General features: G+C 65.0%; 13 protein-coding genes, 1 tRNA gene, 3 rRNA genes and 1 pseudogene. 14 read left to right on the top strand and 4 right to left on the bottom strand.

Annotated features, from left to right (window positions below):
• Positions 1–232 precede the first annotated feature (232 nt).
• A complete protein-coding gene (locus tag OG595_RS10035) occupies positions 233–355 on the top strand; it encodes a hypothetical protein (RefSeq protein ID WP_329270178.1) in 123 nt (40 codons plus the stop codon).
• A gap of 23 nt (positions 356–378) precedes the next feature.
• On the opposite strand, the pseudogene OG595_RS45335 reads toward OG595_RS10035, so the two are convergent.
• Positions 379–459, bottom strand: a pseudogene (locus OG595_RS45335) (SCO5717 family growth-regulating ATPase); the annotation flags it as partial.
• Positions 460–952: 493 nt separating this feature from the next.
• Positions 953–1,348: a DUF397 domain-containing protein gene (locus OG595_RS10030; protein ID WP_329270176.1), complete on the bottom strand. Its 396-nt coding sequence runs from the start codon at positions 1,346–1,348 to the stop codon at positions 953–955.
• 308 nt (positions 1,349–1,656) lie between these two features.
• Between OG595_RS10030 and rpsO the strand changes: the two genes are divergently transcribed.
• From rpsO to OG595_RS10005, 5 genes are all read left to right on the top strand, one after another.
• Positions 1,657–1,944, top strand: coding sequence for a 30S ribosomal protein S15 (gene rpsO, locus OG595_RS10025; protein ID WP_189149835.1), 288 nt, complete (start codon positions 1,657–1,659; stop codon positions 1,942–1,944).
• Between the two features lie 316 nt (positions 1,945–2,260).
• On the top strand, positions 2,261–4,483 hold the full coding sequence (locus OG595_RS10020; RefSeq protein ID WP_329270170.1) for a polyribonucleotide nucleotidyltransferase: 2,223 nt from the start codon (positions 2,261–2,263) through the stop codon (positions 4,481–4,483).
• The gene (locus OG595_RS10015) at positions 4,480–5,859 is read left to right on the top strand and encodes a M16 family metallopeptidase (RefSeq protein WP_329270168.1); all 1,380 of its coding nucleotides are present in this window, start codon (positions 4,480–4,482) and stop codon (positions 5,857–5,859) included. The genes OG595_RS10020 and OG595_RS10015 overlap by 4 nt, the downstream gene beginning before the upstream one ends.
• Positions 5,860–5,908: 49 nt before the next feature.
• Entirely contained in the window at positions 5,909–6,661 is a 753-nt protein-coding gene (gene dapB / locus OG595_RS10010) for a 4-hydroxy-tetrahydrodipicolinate reductase (RefSeq protein WP_329270165.1), read from the top strand.
• Between the two features lie 8 nt (positions 6,662–6,669).
• The gene (locus OG595_RS10005; protein WP_329270162.1) at positions 6,670–7,128 is read left to right on the top strand and encodes a hypothetical protein; all 459 of its coding nucleotides are present in this window, start codon (positions 6,670–6,672) and stop codon (positions 7,126–7,128) included.
• Positions 7,129–7,223: 95 nt separating this feature from the next.
• Here OG595_RS10005 and OG595_RS10000 read toward each other — a convergent pair whose 3' ends face one another.
• The gene (locus OG595_RS10000) at positions 7,224–7,781 is read right to left on the bottom strand and encodes a PH domain-containing protein (protein ID WP_329270160.1); all 558 of its coding nucleotides are present in this window, start codon (positions 7,779–7,781) and stop codon (positions 7,224–7,226) included.
• Positions 7,782–7,908: 127 nt separating this feature from the next.
• Positions 7,909–8,148, bottom strand: coding sequence for a hypothetical protein (locus tag OG595_RS09995; RefSeq protein WP_329270158.1), 240 nt, complete (start codon positions 8,146–8,148; stop codon positions 7,909–7,911).
• 176 nt (positions 8,149–8,324) lie between these two features.
• Here OG595_RS09995 and thyX point away from each other — a divergent pair, with 176 nt between their 5' ends.
• The 8 genes from thyX to OG595_RS09955 all read left to right on the top strand — a co-directional run bounded on the left by thyX (position 8,325) and on the right by OG595_RS09955 (position 18,693).
• Positions 8,325–9,065, top strand: a complete 741-nt coding sequence (gene thyX, locus OG595_RS09990; protein WP_329270155.1) for an FAD-dependent thymidylate synthase — start codon at positions 8,325–8,327, stop codon at positions 9,063–9,065.
• 217 nt (positions 9,066–9,282) lie between these two features.
• Positions 9,283–10,182, top strand: a complete 900-nt coding sequence (gene dapA / locus OG595_RS09985) for a 4-hydroxy-tetrahydrodipicolinate synthase (protein WP_329270154.1) — start codon at positions 9,283–9,285, stop codon at positions 10,180–10,182.
• 129 nt (positions 10,183–10,311) lie between these two features.
• Positions 10,312–11,997 carry a ribonuclease J gene (locus OG595_RS09980; RefSeq protein ID WP_329270152.1) on the top strand — a complete coding sequence of 562 codons (1,686 nt, stop codon included), beginning with the start codon at positions 10,312–10,314 and terminating at the stop codon, positions 11,995–11,997.
• A gap of 571 nt (positions 11,998–12,568) precedes the next feature.
• Positions 12,569–14,097: ribosomal RNA gene (locus tag OG595_RS09975) — 16S ribosomal RNA — on the top strand.
• 329 nt (positions 14,098–14,426) lie between these two features.
• Positions 14,427–17,549: ribosomal RNA gene (locus OG595_RS09970) — 23S ribosomal RNA — on the top strand.
• Between the two features lie 91 nt (positions 17,550–17,640).
• Positions 17,641–17,757 (top strand): 5S ribosomal RNA (gene rrf / locus OG595_RS09965).
• Together the 16S, 23S and 5S rRNA genes form the textbook arrangement of a ribosomal RNA operon.
• Positions 17,758–17,871: 114 nt before the next feature.
• Positions 17,872–18,534 carry a DegT/DnrJ/EryC1/StrS family aminotransferase gene (locus OG595_RS09960; protein ID WP_329282773.1) on the top strand — a complete coding sequence of 221 codons (663 nt, stop codon included), beginning with the start codon at positions 17,872–17,874 and terminating at the stop codon, positions 18,532–18,534.
• 83 nt (positions 18,535–18,617) lie between these two features.
• Positions 18,618–18,693: transfer RNA gene (locus OG595_RS09955), tRNA-Thr, on the top strand.
• Positions 18,694–18,723 lie beyond the last annotated feature (30 nt).

Here is an 18,723-nt window from a genome sequence, read left to right as displayed (position 1 = left end):
AGCCGTAGGACTCGCGGGACCGCCGGCAGGCGCCCCGGCCGGAGGCGCCGACTGCGCCACCGCGGGCTGGAACCCACTGCCCACAGGGAGCCGGGGCACAGCCGCAGGACTGGCGGGAGAGGGAACAGGCGCGACAACAGGCACAGGCGCAGGCGCGGAACCGAGGGCGGAACCTTCTCCATCGGCACCCGAACGATCGGCCGTATCCCCATCCAGGTCCGCATGCGCACCCGTGTCATCGGCCGACTCGGCATCCGACTCGGCGTTCGACGCGGCACTGATCTCGTCGTCCCTCGACGCCGACGCCCCCGACCCTCCCGACGCGTTCTGCGTGTACCAGGCAGGCGTCGCGTAATCGATGGTGAACTCGCCCGTCATCTCGCTGGCGGACTCCGCGTCGGACTGGTCATCGCCGGGCGTGGCCCAGCCCCCGCGGTTCCCGTCCCGATCGCCGTTCACAATTCCTCCTGGTGTGGTCGAGCACCCTCTTGCCGTGCTGGGCGACCATTTCTCGTCTGTATTCGTCTCGTCCGAAGCCGGTATTCCCACGGGGCGTGCCCACGTCGTCCGGCAACGGGCGGTGGAGGTCGTCCGATCTGCCCGGCTTTCCCCCCGGTACGCCGGTGCCCGGTCCACGGGTTCCGGCGTCGCGCCGGTCCCAGCCTAATCACCACGCCCCCTGCCCCGGCAGGCCCGTCCACCCCCCAGTGACCGTCCATTACGTCACAGCCTGACCGGAACCGATCCCGTCCGTGCCCGAACCGCCTTCTCTCGCAAGAGAGTTGACAGGACCGCTACTACATCTGTCCCACCGGCGCCATAACCTCACATGCATAGTAGGCGGCCCCTCTGACAACGAGCTTTGACGGAAATGCGCAGGAAAAAGAGGGGCGGGGCCGGCGCACTGCACCGGCCCCGCCCCTCGATCCATCACTCAGGACGGCTGAGCGAGCTACTCCACGTCCCCGTCCGAATCCGTACTCGCACCCGAACCCGCACCCGGGTCGGAGTCCGAAGGCCCGGCCTCGGCCGCCGCGAGCCCGCCGTTGAGCTCCGTCGGCTCCAGATCGAACTCTCCGTCGCGCGCACCGAGCACGAACGCCGTCCACTCCGCCTCCGTGTAACGGAGGACGGTGTCATGGTCCAGGGACGACCGCATGGCCACCGCGCCCTCGGGAAGGTAGGCGATCTCGACCCGCTCCTCGTGCTCCTCCGTACCGGGGGCGCTGTGCCACTCGACGCCCGAGATGTCGAGGGAGTACAGCTCGTCCCGCTCCCGCTCCTTGCGCGCCTTGACGTCCTCGTCCTGCACGGCCGTGGTGTCCTGAGCGCCCTGTGCCTCCGCCATGGCGAAGCGACCCCTTCCCGACGTACGTCATACGACTACTACGAGTGTTGCGGTACGTAACTACGATCTACGATCTACGTTCTCACCCTAGTGGCCGAGCCCTCGCCGCCCGGCCTGTTTGTCCACCGCGGTGAAGATGGCTGCTGCCTGCTGCTATCCTGGGCGACGGCCGTTTGTGTACGCACCCCTGGAGTCAGCGACTCCGGAGGCCGCGCTCAGCGGATTCCCGCCTCCCGAGTTACAGAAGCTCCCCTGAGAAGTGGACCAGGGGCACTCGGTGGCTACTACAAAGACTACGAGGAGCACGCGTGTCGCTCGACGCCGCAGTGAAGAAGCAGCTCATCTCCGAGTTCGGTACCAAGGAGGGCGACACCGGCTCCCCCGAGGTCCAGGTCGCGATGCTCTCGCGCCGTATCTCGGACCTGACGGAGCACCTCAAGACGCACAAGCACGACCACCACTCCCGTCGTGGTCTGCTGATCCTCGTCGGTCAGCGTCGCCGCCTTCTCCAGTACCTGGCGAAGAAGGACATCCAGCGCTTCCGTGCGCTGGTCGACCGCCTGGGCATCCGCCGCGGTGCGGCGGGCGCCAAGTAAGACGCCGTGGAGGGAGCGGTTCCCACTTTTAGGGGACCGCTCCCTTTGCTGTACGTGCGGAGTGTCACTGCCTCTTTGTAGTGTGGTAGCACAACGCAATACGCAGGACACAAACGCAGGACGCAAACGCACGACACGAACGAGGAGAAGTGCACCTCGCCGCCGCCGGTCCTCGGTAGTGGCCCCCGGGACTGAACCCCGGGTGCTTCGATCGAAGACCGGCCCGCAATCAGAAGGCGCGCTTCTCCGACCCCACGTCCCTCTGCCACACGGGCAGGACGGGACAAAAGACGAAAAAGTATCGGAGAAAACGCTAGTGGAGAACGAGACCCACTACGCCGAGGCCGTCATTGACAACGGTTCCTTCGGCACCCGCACCATCCGCTTCGAGACGGGCCGCCTGGCCAGGCAGGCCGCCGGCTCCGCCGTGGCGTATCTGGACGACGACACCATGGTGCTGTCGGCCACCACCGCCTCCAAGAACCCCAAGGACCAGCTCGACTTCTTCCCCCTCACGGTGGACGTCGAGGAGCGCCAGTACGCGGCCGGGAAGATCCCCGGTTCCTTCTTCCGCCGTGAGGGCCGGCCCTCCGAGGACGCGATCCTCACCTGCCGCCTGATCGACCGCCCGCTGCGCCCGTCCTTCAAGAAGGGCCTGCGCAACGAGATCCAGGTTGTCGCCACGATCATGGCGCTCAACCCCGACCACCTGTACGACGTCGTGGCGATCAACGCCGCCTCCGCGTCCACGCAGCTGGCCGGTCTGCCCTTCTCCGGCCCGATCGGCGGCGTCCGCGTCGCGCTGATCAACGGCCAGTGGGTCGCGTTCCCGACGCACACCGAGCTCGAGGACGCCGTCTTCGACATGGTCGTCGCCGGTCGCGTCCTCGATGACGGCGACGTCGCGATCATGATGGTCGAGGCCGAGGCCACCGAGAAGACCATCGCGCTGGTCGCGGGCGGTGCCGAGGCGCCGACCGAGGAGGTCGTCGCCGCCGGTCTGGACGCCGCGAAGCCCTTCATCAAGGTGCTCGTCAAGGCCCAGGCCGACCTCGCCGCCAAGGCCGCCAAGCCCACCGGCGAGTTCCCGGTCTTCCTCGACTACCAGGACGACGTCCTGGAGGCGCTCACCGCCGCCGTCAAGGACGAGCTCTCCCAGGCGCTCACCATCGCGGGCAAGCAGGACCGCGAGGCCGAGCTGGACCGCGTCAAGGGTCTCGCCGCCGAGAAGCTGCTCCCGCAGTTCGAGGGCCGCGAGAAGGAGATCAGCGCGGCCTACCGCTCGCTGACCAAGTCCCTGGTCCGTGAGCGCGTCATCAAGGACAAGGTCCGCATCGACGGCCGCGGCGTCACGGACATCCGTACGCTCGCCGCCGAGGTCGAGGCCATCCCGCGGGTGCACGGTTCGGCGCTGTTCGAGCGTGGCGAGACCCAGATCCTGGGCGTCACCACCCTCAACATGCTCCGTATGGAGCAGCAGCTCGACACCCTTTCCCCGGTGACGCGCAAGCGCTACATGCACAACTACAACTTCCCGCCGTACTCCGTCGGCGAGACCGGCCGCGTCGGCTCCCCGAAGCGCCGCGAGATCGGCCACGGCGCGCTCGCCGAGCGCGCGATCGTGCCGGTCCTGCCGTCGCGCGAGGACTTCCCGTACGCGATCCGTCAGGTGTCCGAGGCCCTCGGCTCCAACGGCTCGACGTCCATGGGCTCGGTCTGCGCGTCCACCATGTCGCTGCTGAACGCCGGTGTGCCGCTCAAGGCCCCCGTCGCCGGTATCGCCATGGGCCTGATCTCCCAGGAGATCAAGGGTGAGACGCACTACGTCGCCCTCACCGACATCCTCGGTGCGGAGGACGCCTTCGGCGACATGGACTTCAAGGTCGCCGGCACCAAGGAGTTCGTGACCGCCCTCCAGCTCGACACCAAGCTGGACGGCATCCCGGCCTCCGTCCTGGCCGCCGCTCTCAAGCAGGCCCGTGACGCCCGCCTCCACATCCTCGACGTGATGATGGAAGCGATCGACACGCCGGACGAGATGTCTCCCAACGCCCCGCGGATCATCACCGTCAAGATCCCCGTGGACAAGATCGGCGAGGTCATCGGCCCGAAGGGCAAGATGATCAACCAGATCCAGGAGGACACTGGCGCCGAGATCACGATCGAGGACGACGGCACCATCTACATCGGTGCCCAGGTCGGCTCGCAGGCCGAGGCGGCCCGCGCGACGATCAACTCGATCGCCAACCCGACCATGCCGGAGGTCGGTGAGCGCTACCTGGGTACGGTCGTCAAGACCACCACCTTCGGCGCGTTCGTGTCGCTGCTCCCGGGCAAGGACGGACTGCTGCACATCTCGCAGATCCGCAAGCTCGCCGGTGGCAAGCGCGTGGAGAACGTCGAGGACGTCGTGGCCGTCGGCTCCAAGGTCCAGGTCGAGATCGCCGAGATCGACTCCCGCGGCAAGCTGTCGCTCATCCCCGTCATCGAGGGTGAAGAGAACGCCGAGGACGACAAGAAGGACGACGGCGACAAGTGACGTCGACCAGCTCCACGGCGACGGCCCGCACCTCTTCGGAGGTGCGGGCCGTCGCCCGTACGCAAACCCTGATCAAGGGCACCAACGGCATCGGCACGGTCCGCAAGACCACCCTCCCGGGCGGCCTGCGCATCGTCACCGAGACCCTGCCGTCGGTCCGCTCCGCGACGTTCGGCATCTGGGCCCACGTGGGCTCCCGTGACGAGACGCCGACCCTGAACGGCGCCACGCACTACCTGGAGCACCTGCTCTTCAAGGGCACCACGCGCAGGTCGGCGCTGGACATCTCCTCCGCGATCGACGCGGTCGGCGGCGAGATGAACGCGTTCACGGCGAAGGAGTACACGTGCTACTACGCGCGCGTGCTCGACACCGACCTGCCGCTGGCCATCGACGTCGTCTGCGACATGCTCACGGGCTCCCTGATCCTCGAAGAGGACGTCAACGTCGAGCGCGGTGCCATCCTCGAAGAGATCGCGATGACGGAGGACGACCCGGGCGACTGTGTGCACGACCTGTTCGCGCACACCATGCTCGGCGACACCCCGCTCGGCCGCCCGGTCCTGGGCACGGTCGACACGGTCAACGCCCTCACCGCGGACCGCATCCGCCGCTTCTACAAGAAGCACTACGACCCGACCCACCTCGTCGTCGCGGCTGCCGGCAACGTCGATCACAACAAGGTCGTACGCCAGGTCCGCGCGGCCTTCGAGAAGGCGGGCGCCCTCAAACGCCTCGACGCCACGCCGATCGCCCCGCGCGACGGCCGCCGCACCCTCCGGACGACCGGCCGGGTCGAACTCCTCGGCCGCAAGACCGAGCAGGCCCATGTCGTCCTCGGCATGCCGGGCCTGGCCCGCACGGACGAGCGCCGCTGGGCACTGGGCGTGCTCAACACGGCCCTGGGCGGCGGTATGTCGTCCCGCCTCTTCCAGGAGGTCCGGGAGAAGCGGGGCCTTGCGTACAGCGTGTACTCGTACACGTCCGGCTTCGCCGACTGCGGTCTCTTCGGCGTGTACGCGGGCTGCCGGCCCTCGCAGGTCCACGACGTGCTGAAGATCTGCCGCGACGAACTCGACCACGTCGCCGAGCACGGCCTCTCCGACGAGGAGATCGGCCGCGCCATCGGCCAGCTGCGGGGTTCGACGGTCCTCGGCCTGGAGGACACGGGCGCGCTGATGAACCGTATCGGCAAGAGCGAACTGTGCTGGGGCGACCAGATGTCCGTCGACGACATGCTGGCCCGGATCGCCGAGGTCACCCCGGACGCCGTCCGTGAGGTCGCCCGCGAGATCCTGGGACAGCGACCGTCGCTGGCGGTCATCGGCCCGCTCAAGGACAAGCAGGCGGCGCGTCTGCAAGAGGCCGTCGCCTGACAGCCGTATCCGGTCCACACCCGCATCCGTCCGGTAAGGAAGCAAGAACATGAGCAAGCTGCGCGTGGCGGTCCTCGGCGCCAACGGCCGTATCGGTGCCGAGGCGGTACGGGCGGTCGAGGCCGCCGAGGACATGGAACTGGTCGCCGCCCTCGGCCGGGGCGACAAACTGGAGACGCTCGTCGACACCGGTGCCCAGGTCGCCGTCGAGCTGACCACCCCCGCCTCGGTGATGGGCAACCTCGACTTCTGCGTGCGCCACGGCATCCACGCGGTCGTCGGCACCACCGGCTGGACCGACGAACGCCTCGCGCAGCTCACCGGCTGGCTGGCCCAGTTCCCGGAGACGGGCGTGCTCATCGCACCCAACTTCTCCATCGGGGCCGTACTGACCATGAAGTTCGCGCAGATCGCGGCGCCCTACTTCGAGTCGGTCGAGGTCATCGAGCTGCACCACCCGAACAAGGTGGACGCGCCCAGCGGCACCGCGACGCGTACGGCGCAGCTCATCGCCGAGGCCCGGGCCAAGGCCGGCTCGGCCCAGGCACCGGACGCCACCGTGACGGCGCTCGACGGCGCCCGGGGCGCGGACGTCGACGGGGTGCCCGTGCACTCCGTCCGCCTGCGCGGCCTCCTGGCACACCAGGAGGTTCTGCTGGGCGGCGAGGGCGAGACGCTGACCGTCCGCCACGACTCGCTCCACCACAGCAGCTTCATGCCGGGCATCCTGCTCGGCGCGCGTCGCGTCGTGGACACCCCCGGCCTCACCTTCGGCCTGGAACACTTCCTCGACCTCGGCTGAGGCACCTCATGCGCGCGAAACTCTCCTACGCCCTCACGGCCGCCGTCCTGGTCTTCTACTTCGTCCTGGTCGGCAGCCGCGGGGTCATGCTCATACAGACCGGCACGCTCCTGACCGTCACCTTCGGTGTGGCGGTCCTGGTCCTGCCGGGGATCGGCGTCTGGTTCCTCTGGAAGAACACGCAGTTCGTCCGTGCCGCCAACCGCCTCGCCGCCGAACTCGAAGCCGAGGGCGGCCTGCCCGTCGACGAGTTGCGCCGCACCCCGAGCGGCCGGGTCGACCGCGACTCTGCCGACGAGGTCTTCGCCAGACGCAAGGCCGAGACGGAGTCCGCCCCCGACGACTGGCGCAACTGGTTCCGCCTCGCCGTCGCCTACCACGACGCCCGCGACACGCCACGCGCCCGCAAGGCGATGCAACGCGCGATCGCCCTGCACGCCGGCAAGTCCCCGGCCCAGGCGGCCTGAACACAGAACGTGGCGAGACGGTGAGAGGGCCGTCCCCCGGTTGGGGGACGGCCCTCTCACCGTGCTCCGCGCTGTTCCGGTGGCCGGTTCTGCTTCTAGCCCCGCCCGAACTCCGCGGCCCACGCCTCGATGCTGTCCGCGGCCCGGTCGAACGCCGCCGTACGGCCCAGGAAGTCGGCGTTGTGCGTGGTCATCAGCGGCGCCAGGTCGTCCGCGGCCCGGTCCCGCCGTACGAGGAGCAGCGCCTGCCCCTGAACGGTGCGCGGCAGGCCCAGCCAGCGCACCGGCTGCTGCGCCGTCCGGACGGCGACGACCTTCTCCCAGCGCGTTGTCCGAGTACCGAGGAAACCCACACGGCGCAGCCCGTGCGCACTCACCCACACGCCGGTACGCAGCAGTCGCAGTGCCACGGCGATGACGGCCAGCGCCACGCCGAGACACACGGCGCCGCCGGACACCTCGCCGGTGGCCGCGATGATGACCGCCGCGAACAGCACGTACGAGGCGAGCAGCAGCAGGAGCGCCGCCGTACCCACCCGCCAGGGGCCGGGCCGGTAGGGGCGCCGCCAACGGTCGCGGTCGTCGAACGGCAGCGCGTGACCGGCCGCGGCCTCGTCGGAGGCGCGGTCGGCCGTCAGGAAGGGCAGGGGCACGGCTGGTCCTCACTCAGTTCCATGCGCGGGCTGTGCCCGGTGAGGTTATACAGCCGGCCGCCCAGTCACCAGCCTTGGGGGCCCGAGGGCGGCAGGTCCACGCCATTCGGCCGCAGTCCGGCGGCGCTCAACGGCTGTCGGTCGCCTCGGATTGCTGCGTGTGCCCGGCCGACTGATCGACCGACAGCGCGGGCATCCCGAGTATCAGGGAGCCCGCGAGCCCGGCGACGACGGTGAGCCCCAGGAGCCAACGCCCGGCTATGTCAGCGGCGGACGCGCGCTCACGGGGCGGGGGAGCGACATTGCTGCGGAACCTGTCGGCTTCGGCGATGAAGGCGAACGGAATGGGCTCGCGCCGACGGAACATGGGAGCGCTTCTCCTTGGGGATCGAACGAATCGCTGTTGTTTGTACAGACGAGCGAAGGCCCCAAGTGGTGCCCGGTTTCGCCGATTTAATTAACTCTGTGACGATGGTGGCCGTCCCGCTGGTGGGTCGTAGAGTGGCGTCGCCAAGTGCCGAGATCGGAAGGACCCTCCAGACCGTGAGCCCCACTCCCGACGACGAGTTCAAGATCGACCTGCGCAGCGAAGTGACCGTCGAGCTGGTCAAACACAGCGCGGCCGACTCCGACGTGCTGTTCGCGGCCCGTGTGTCGACCGTCGGGGAGCAGTCCCTGGACGAGTTGGGCAAGGACGCGGAGCGCTCGACGGGGCTGATCAACTACCTCATGCGCGACCGGCACGGCAGCCCGTTCGAGCACAACTCCATGACGTTCTTCATCAGCGCTCCGATCTTCGTCTTCCGCGAGTTCATGCGACACCGCGTGGGATGGTCGTACAACGAGGAGTCCGGGCGCTACCGGGAGTTGCAGCCCGTGTTCTACGTGCCGGACACGTCGCGCAAGCTCGTCCAGAAGGGGCGACCGGGCAAGTACGTGTTCGTCGAGGGCACCCCCGAGCAGCACGAACTCGTGGAACACGCCATGGAGGACTCGTACCGCCAGGCGTACCGGACCTACCAGCAGTTGCTCGCCCAGGGCGTCGCCCGTGAGGTCGCCCGCGCGGTCCTCCCGGTCGGCCTGTTCTCGTCGATGTACGCCACCTGCAACGCGCGCTCCCTGATGCACTTCCTCGGTCTGCGCACGCAGCACGAGCTGGCGAAGGTGCCGTCGTTCCCGCAGCGGGAGATCGAGATGGTCGGCGAGAAGATGGAGGCGGAGTGGGCGGGTCTCATGCCGCTGACCCACGCGGCCTTCAACGCCAACGGCAGGGTCGCGCCGTAAGGCACACGCACGCGTGTTTCGCCACTGGGCACAGATGTACGGATCAGCCTCGCGAAGTGTCCGTATTGCGGTATTTCGGGAGGTTCATCTAGCCTGATCAAACGGACCCGGCACTGCTTGAACCCCCGAGCAGGCAGTGCCGGGCTCCATCTTTGTCATGACTTTTCCCGCACCCCTAGGGCAGACCGCGCCCTGAGCACCGAGTAGCGTGGTACCCATGGCTCCGACCTCCACTCCGCAGACCCCCTTCGGGCGGGTCCTCACCGCCATGGTCACGCCGTTCACGGCGGACGGCGCGCTCGACCTCGACGGCGCACAGCGGCTCGCCACCCACCTGGTGGACGCAGGCAATGACGGCCTGGTCATCAACGGCACCACCGGTGAGTCGCCGACCACCAGCGACGCGGAGAAATCGGATCTCGTACGAGCCGTACTGGAAGCGGTCGGAGAGCGGGCCCACATCATCGCGGGCGTCGGCACCAACGACACCCGTCACAGCATCGAACTGGCCCGCGCGGCGGAGAAGACCGGCGCCCACGGCCTCCTGACCGTGACGCCGTACTACAACAAGCCGCCGCAGGAAGGCCTGTACCGGCACTTCGCGGCCATCGCCGACGCCACCGAACTCCCGGTCATGCTGTACGACATCCCCGGCCGCAGCGGCGTCCCGATCAGCACCGAGACGATCGTCCGGCTGGCCGAGCACCCCCGGATCGTCGCCAACAAGGACGCCAAGGGCGACCTCGGCCGGGCCAGCTGGGCCATCGCCCGCTCCGGCCTCGCCTGGTACTCCGGCGACGACATGCTGAACCTGCCGCTGCTCTCCGTGGGCGCGGTCGGCTTCGTCTCGGTCGTCGGCCATGTCGTCACGCCCGAGCTGCGCACCCTCGTCGAGGCCTACGTCTCCGGGGACGTCCAGAAGGCCACCGAGATCCACCAGAAGCTGCTGCCCGTCTTCACGGGCATGTTCCGTACCCAGGGCGTCATGACCACCAAGGCCGCGCTCGCCCTCCAGGGCCTGCCCGCCGGACCGCTGCGCGCTCCGATGGTCGAGCTGTCGGCCGACGAGATCGCCCAGCTCAAGATCGATCTTGCCGCAGGCGGGGTACAGCTCTGACATCAGACTTCACAACTGAATACGCGGGACATCCGTGTCCGCAGTCCACATCCAACAACTGCTTTTGCACGAACGTCATGCACGCCACGTGCCTTGCCGGTACGTGGCGTGCATGGTGAGGAGAGTCTTTTGAGTCATCCGCATCCCGAACTCGGCGCTCCGCCGAAGCTCCCGGAGGGCGGCCTCCGGGTCACCCCGCTGGGCGGCCTCGGCGAAATCGGCCGCAACATGACAGTCTTCGAGTACGACGGTCGCCTGCTGATCGTCGACTGCGGCGTGCTCTTCCCCGAGGAGGAGCAGCCCGGAATCGACCTGATCCTGCCGGACTTCACGTCCATCAGGGACCGCCTCGACGACATCGAGGGCATCGTCCTCACGCACGGCCACGAGGACCACATCGGTGCCGTCCCCTACCTCCTGCGGGAGAAGCCGGACATCCCGCTGATCGGCTCCAAGCTGACCCTCGCCTTCATCGAGGCGAAGCTCCAGGAGCACCGGATCCGTCCGTACACCCTTGAGGTGACGGAGGGGAACCGTGAGCGCATCGGCGCCTTCGACTGCGAGTTCATCGCGGTCAACCACTCCATTCCGGACGCCCTCGCGGTCGCCATCCGCACCCCTGCGGGCATGGTGGTCCACACGGGCGACTTCAAGATGGACCAGCTCCCGCTGGACGGCCGCCTCACGGACCTCCACGCCTTCGCGAGGCTGAGCGAAGAGGGCATCGACCTTCTTCTCTCCGACTCCACGAACGCCGAGGTCCCGGGCTTCGTCCCACCCGAGCGCGACATCTCGAACGTGCTGCGCCAGGTCTTCGCGGGCGCCGGCAAGCGGGTCATCGTGGCGAGCTTCGCCAGCCACATCCACCGCATCCAGCAGATCCTGGACGCGGCCCACGAGTACGGCCGCAGGGTCGCCTTCGTCGGCCGCTCGATGGTCCGCAACATGGGCATCGCCCGGGACCTGGGCTATCTGAAGGTCCCGCCGGGGCTGGTGGTGGACGTCAAGACCCTCGACGACCTCCCGGACCACCAGGTCGTGCTGGTCTGTACGGGGTCGCAGGGCGAACCGATGGCCGCGCTGTCCCGCATGGCCAACCGGGACCACCAGATCCGCATCGTCCAGGGCGACACGGTGATCCTGGCCTCGTCCCTGATCCCCGGCAACGAGAACTCGGTGTACCGAGTGATCAACGGTCTGACCCGCTGGGGTGCGAAGGTCGTCCACAAGGGCAACGCCAAGGTGCACGTCTCCGGCCATGCCTCGGCCGGCGAGCTCCTGTACTTCTACAACATCTGCAAGCCGCGCAACCTGATGCCGGTGCACGGTGAATGGCGCCATCTGCGGGCCAACGCCGAGCTGGGCGCCATGACGGGCGTCCCGCACGACAGGATCGTCATCGCCGAGGACGGCGTGGTCGTCGACCTCATCGAGGGCAAGGCGAAGATCTCGGGCAAGGTCCAGGCCGGGTACGTGTACGTCGACGGACTCTCGGTCGGAGATGTCGGCGAACCAACCCTGAAGGACCGCAGGATCCTCGGCGACGAGGGCATCATCTCGGTCTTCGTGGTGATGGACTCGTCCACGGGCAAGATCACAGGCGGCCCGCACATCCAGGCCCGTGGCTCGGGCATCGACGACTCCGCCTTCACCGACGTCGTCCCGAGGATCGCCGAGGTCCTGGAACGGTCGGCACAGGACGGGGTTGTGGAGCCCCACCAGATGCAGCAGCTCATCCGCCGCACCCTGGGCAAATGGGTGTCGGACACATACCGTCGCCGCCCGATGATCCTTCCGGTCGTCGTGGAGGTCTGACGGCCACGGAGGGCGCCTGAGCTGCCCTTCGTGCGCGTGAACCCGGAGCGGGGCTCCTCGATTTGCATCGAGGAGCCCCGCTCCAGTAGGTTTACGGCTCCGCCAGCGAGGGAACCCGACGCCACTGTGCGCCGGGAACCAGCCCGAGCAGGGCGGAAATTCCGACTCAGAACTTCTGATAAAGTCGGAGTCGCCGGAAAGGGAAACGCGAAAGCGGGAACCTGGAAAGCACCGAGGAAATCGGATACGGAAACGGTCTGGTAGAGTCGGAAACGCAAGACAGCGAAACAGCAGGACAGTACAACAGCAAGAATAGTAGGACCGAAGGGAAACTGCCCGGAGGAAAGCCTGAGAGTGTTCTTGGGTGAGTACGAAGGAAGCGTCCGTTCCTTGAGAACTCAACAGCGTGCCAAAAATCAACGCCAAGTTTGTTGATACCCCGGCTCACGGGCTTTTGTCTGTGGGTTGAGGTTCCTTTGAAGTAGTAAACACAGCGAGGACGCTGTGAACGGTCGGGCTTATTCCGCCTGACTGTTCCGCTCTCGTGGTGTGACCCGATTACGGGTTGACATTCACGGAGAGTTTGATCCTGGCTCAGGACGAACGCTGGCGGCGTGCTTAACACATGCAAGTCGAACGATGAACCCGCTTCGGTGGGGGATTAGTGGCGAACGGGTGAGTAACACGTGGGCAATCTGCCCTTCACTCTGGGACAAGCCCTGGAAACGGGGTCTAATACCGGATAATACTCCCGCAGGCATCTGTGGGGGTTAAAAGCTCCGGCGGTGAAGGATGAGCCCGCGGCCTATCAGCTTGTTGGTGAGGTAGTGGCTCACCAAGGCGACGACGGGTAGCCGGCCTGAGAGGGCGACCGGCCACACTGGGACTGAGACACGGCCCAGACTCCTACGGGAGGCAGCAGTGGGGAATATTGCACAATGGGCGAAAGCCTGATGCAGCGACGCCGCGTGAGGGATGACGGCCTTCGGGTTGTAAACCTCTTTCAGCAGGGAAGAAGCGCAAGTGACGGTACCTGCAGAAGAAGCGCCGGCTAACTACGTGCCAGCAGCCGCGGTAATACGTAGGGCGCAAGCGTTGTCCGGAATTATTGGGCGTAAAGAGCTCGTAGGCGGTCTGTCGCGTCGGATGTGAAAGCCCGGGGCTTAACCCCGGGTCTGCATTCGATACGGGCAGACTAGAGTGTGGTAGGGGAGATCGGAATTCCTGGTGTAGCGGTGAAATGCGCAGATATCAGGAGGAACACCGGTGGCGAAGGCGGATCTCTGGGCCATTACTGACGCTGAGGAGCGAAAGCGTGGGGAGCGAACAGGATTAGATACCCTGGTAGTCCACGCCGTAAACGGTGGGAACTAGGTGTTGGCGACATTCCACGTCGTCGGTGCCGCAGCTAACGCATTAAGTTCCCCGCCTGGGGAGTACGGCCGCAAGGCTAAAACTCAAAGGAATTGACGGGGGCCCGCACAAGCAGCGGAGCATGTGGCTTAATTCGACGCAACGCGAAGAACCTTACCAAGGCTTGACATACACCGGAAAGCATCAGAGATGGTGCCCCCCTTGTGGTCGGTGTACAGGTGGTGCATGGCTGTCGTCAGCTCGTGTCGTGAGATGTTGGGTTAAGTCCCGCAACGAGCGCAACCCTTGTTCTGTGTTGCCAGCATGCCCTTCGGGGTGATGGGGACTCACAGGAGACTGCCGGGGTCAACTCGGAGGAAGGTGGGGACGACGTCAAGTCATCATGCCCCTTATGTCTTGGGCTGCACACGTGCTACAATGGCCGGTACAATGAGCTGCGATGCCGTGAGGCGGAGCGAATCTCAAAAAGCCGGTCTCAGTTCGGATTGGGGTCTGCAACTCGACCCCATGAAGTCGGAGTTGCTAGTAATCGCAGATCAGCATTGCTGCGGTGAATACGTTCCCGGGCCTTGTACACACCGCCCGTCACGTCACGAAAGTCGGTAACACCCGAAGCCGGTGGCCCAACCCCTCACGGGGAGGGAGCTGTCGAAGGTGGGACTGGCGATTGGGACGAAGTCGTAACAAGGTAGCCGTACCGGAAGGTGCGGCTGGATCACCTCCTTTCTAAGGAGCATTTCTTACCGGGGCCTTTCGGGGTTCCGGTCAGAGGCCAGTACATCGGCGGATGTCCGATGCTGGTTGCTCATGGGTGGAACGTTGATTATTCGGCCGGTTTCACGGGTCGGAGGCTTGCAAGTACTGCTCTCGCAAGAGGGCGTGGAAAGCATGATCTCCGGGCGGGGACGGGTCGGGCGCGCTGTTGGGTGTCTGAGGGTACGGCCGGCTTGTCTGGTCGCCTTCAGTGCCGGCCCCAGTGAACTCGCCCGTTTGTGGGTGGGGTGGTGGGTGGTTGGTCGTTGTTTGAGAACTGCACAGTGGACGCGAGCATCTGTGGCCAAGTTTTTAAGGGCGCACGGTGGATGCCTTGGCACCAGGAACCGATGAAGGACGTGGGAGGCCACGATAGTCCCCGGGGAGTCGTCAACCAGGCTTTGATCCGGGGGTTTCCGAATGGGGAAACCCGGCAGTCGTCATGGGCTGTCACCCACATCTGAACACATAGGGTGTGTGGAGGGAACGCGGGGAAGTGAAACATCTCAGTACCCGCAGGAAGAGAAAACAACCGTGATTCCGGGAGTAGTGGCGAGCGAAACCGGATGAGGCCAAACCGTATGCGTGTGAGACCCGGCAGGGGTTGCGTATACGGGGTTGTGGGATCTCTCTTTCATGGTCTGCCGGCCGTGAGACGAGTCAGAAACCGTTGGTGTAGGCGAAGGACATGCGAAAGGTCCGGCGTAGAGGGTAAGACCCCCGTAGTCGAAACATCAACGGCTCGTTTGAGAGACACCCAAGTAGCACGGGGCCCGAGAAATCCCGTGTGAATCTGGCGGGACCACCCGTTAAGCCTAAATATTCCCTGGTGACCGATAGCGGATAGTACCGTGAGGGAATGGTGAAAAGTACCGCGGGAGCGGAGTGAAATAGTACCTGAAACCGTGTGCCTACAAGCCGTGGGAGCGTCGCTGTATGTGCTTGCACATACAGTCGTGACTGCGTGCCTTTTGAAGAATGAGCCTGCGAGTTTGCGGTGTGTTGCGAGGTTAACCCGTGTGGGGAAGCCGTAGCGAAAGCGAGTCCGAATAGGGCGTTTTAGTAGCGCGCTCAAGACCCGAAGCGGAGTGATCTAGCCATGGGCAGGTTGAAGCGGAGGTAAGACTTCGTGGAGGACCGAACCCACCAGGGTTGAAAACCTGGGGGATGACCTGTGGTTAGGGGTGAAAGGCCAATCAAACTCCGTGATAGCTGGTTCTCCCCGAAATGCATTTAGGTGCAGCGTCGTGTGTTTCTTGCCGGAGGTAGAGCACTGGATAGGCGATGGGCCCTACCGGGTTACTGACCTTAGCCAAACTCCGAATGCCGGTAAGTGAGAGCACGGCAGTGAGACTGTGGGGGATAAGCTCCATGGTCGAGAGGGAAACAGCCCAGAGCATCGACTAAGGCCCCTAAGCGTACGCTAAGTGGGAAAGGATGTGGAGTCGCACAGACAACCAGGAGGTTGGCTTAGAAGCAGCCACCCTTGAAAGAGTGCGTAATAGCTCACTGGTCTAGTGATTCCGCGCCGACAATGTAGCGGGGCTCAAGCGTACCGCCGAAGTCGTGTCATTCCAGCTTTAGGGCCAACGCCTGCTGGGATGGGTAGGGGAGCGTCGTGTGCCGGGTGAAGCTGCAGCGGAAGCTAGTGGTGGACGGTTCACGAGTGAGAATGCAGGCATGAGTAGCGATACACACGTGGGAAACGTGTGCGCCGATTGACTAAGGGTTCCTGGGTCAAGCTGATCTGCCCAGGGTAAGTCGGGACCTAAGGCGAGGCCGACAGGCGTAGTCGATGGATAACCGGTTGATATTCCGGTACCCGCTGTGAAGCGTCAAACAGTGAACCAGGCGATGCTAAGTCCGTGAAGCCGCCCCGGAGCCTTCGGGCAAGGGGGAGTGGTGGAGCCGACGGACCAGACCTGTAGTAGGTGAGTGATGGGGTGACGCAGGAAGGTAGTCCATCCCGGGCGGTGGTTGTCCCGGGGTAAGGGTGTAGGACGTCAGGTAGGTAAATCCGCCTGGCACATAGTCTGAGACCTGATGCCGAGCCGATTGTGGTGAAGTGGATGATCCTATGCTGTCGAGAAAAGCCTCTAGCGAGTTTCATGGCGGCCCGTACCCTAAACCGACTCAGGTGGTCAGGTAGAGAATACCGAGGCGTTCGGGTGAACTATGGTTAAGGAACTCGGCAAAATGCCCCCGTAACTTCGGGAGAAGGGGGGCCATCACTGGTGAGGAGACGTGCTCTCCGAGCTGGGGGTGGCCGCAGAGACCAGCGAGAAGCGACTGTTTACTAAAAACACAGGTCCGTGCGAAGCCGTAAGGCGATGTATACGGACTGACGCCTGCCCGGTGCTGGAACGTTAAGGGGACCGGTTAGTCACATTTCGGTGTGGCGAAGCTGAGAACTTAAGCGCCAGTAAACGGCGGTGGTAACTATAACCATCCTAAGGTAGCGAAATTCCTTGTCGGGTAAGTTCCGACCTGCACGAATGGCGTAACGACTTCTCGACTGTCTCAACCATAGGCCCGGTGAAATTGCACTACGAGTAAAGATGCTCGTTTCGCGCAGCAGGACGGAAAGACCCCGGGACCTTTACTATAGTTTGATATTGGTGTTCGGTTCGGCTTGTGTAGGATAGCTGGGAGACTGTGAAGCCTGGACGCCAGTTCGGGTGGAGTCGTCGTTGAAATACCAGTCTGGTCGTGCTGGATGTCTAACCTGGGTCCGTGATCCGGATCAGGGACAGTGTCTGATGGGTAGTTTAACTGGGGCGGTTGCCTCCTAAAGAGTAACGGAGGCGCCCAAAGGTTCCCTCAGCCTGGTTGGCAATCAGGTGTTGAGTGTAAGTGCACAAGGGAGCTTGACTGTGAGACCGACGGGTCGAGCAGGGACGAAAGTCGGGACTAGTGATCCGGCGGTGGCTTGTGGAAGCGCCGTCGCTCAACGGATAAAAGGTACCCCGGGGATAACAGGCTGATCTTCCCCAAGAGTCCATATCGACGGGATGGTTTGGCACCTCGATGTCGGCTCGTCGCATCCTGGGGCTGGAGTCGGTCCCAAGGGTTGGGCTGTTCGCCCATTAAAGCGGTACGCGAGCTGGGTTTAGAACGTCGTGAGACAGTTCGGTCCCTATCCGCTGCGCGCGCAGGAACATTGAGAAGGGCTGTCCCTAGTACGAGAGGACCGGGACGGACGAACCTCTGGTGTGCCAGTTGTCCTGCCAAGGGCATGGCTGGTTGGCTACGTTCGGGAGGGATAACCGCTGAAAGCATCTAAGCGGGAAGCCTGCTTCGAGATGAGTGTTCCCACCCACTAGATGGGGTAAGGCTCCCAGTAGACGACTGGGTTGATAGGCCAGATCTGGAAGCCCGGTAACGGGTGGAGGTGACTGGTACTAATAGGCCGAGGGCTTGTCCTCAGTTGCTCGCGTCCACTGTGTTGGTTCTGAAACCACGAACAACCCCGCCCGGGGCCACTGGGTGGTGCGGTTGATATGTGTTTCACCGTGTTTCGGTGGTCATAGCGTGAGGGAAACGCCCGGTTACATTCCGAACCCGGAAGCTAAGCCTCACAGCGCCGATGGTACTGCAGGGGGGACCCTGTGGGAGAGTAGGACACCGCCGAACAATTATTGAAAGGGTTGGATCCTGAACTTCGGTTCGGGGTCCAACCCTTTTTTGTTGTGCGTCACTTGGCGTTCACGTCTCGCGCCCAACATCCAGAGCATGAGTACTGCTGCAATGCTCAGGGCCGCCGGCGTCGGAGTCGGTGACGAGGTCGTCGTGCCGGCCTTCGGGAACGTCGAAGTCGCCGAGGCCGTGATCCTGGCCGGTGCGCTACCGGTGTTCGCCGACATAGATCCGGTGACCTACTGCCTGGACGTGTCAGGTGTCGAAGCCGCCACAACTCCTCGGACGGCGGCCGTCGTTGTCGTACACCGCTTCGGGCGGCCGGCCGACATGGGGAGGCTCATGGAGGTCGGGCAGCGGCGCGGGCTTCTGGTGCTCCAGCACGGGGAGTCCGAGGCGCCGTACGACGAGATCGCTCAACGGCGGCAGCGGGCTGCGTATCTTGATCTGAAGCTGAGGGGTGTGCGGACGCCCGACGACGGGGACGGGCACACCTATCAGCAGTACGTGGTGCGGGTGCCCGGCAATGGGCGGCCCGACCGGGATGCCTTCGCTCGGGCCCTGCGGGCCAGGGGAGTTGACTGCCGGGTGCCGGTGAAGGCGCCGGTGCATCGCATGCCCGCGTTCCGCTGCTGTGTCTCGCTGCCCGAGACCGAGCTGGCCGTCGACGAGACGCTGGCGCTGCCGGTGGATGCCTCGTTGACCAAGCGGGACATGCAGCGGATCGTGTCCGCGTGCAACTCGCTCGGGGGTCTGTTGCAGCCCGCCTTCTGATCGTGCGGGCGTAGTTGGGAGCACGGGTCTGTTCGGGGTATGATCTCTTTCGTTGCCGCGAGGGAAACCTCGAAAAGTAACTGGCCCCCCTAGCTCAGTCGGCAGAGCGTCTCCATGGTAAGGAGAAGGTCAACGGTTCGATTCCGTTGGGGGGCTCCATGCAGAAGGCCCCGCCCGATTGGGCAGGGC

It is taken from the genome of Streptomyces sp. NBC_01451 (genome assembly GCF_036227485.1).
Lineage (GTDB): Bacteria > Actinomycetota > Actinomycetes > Streptomycetales > Streptomycetaceae > Streptomyces.
The sequence above is the reverse complement of the archived record's forward strand: the minus strand, read 5'-3'. Positions and strand labels throughout refer to the sequence as shown.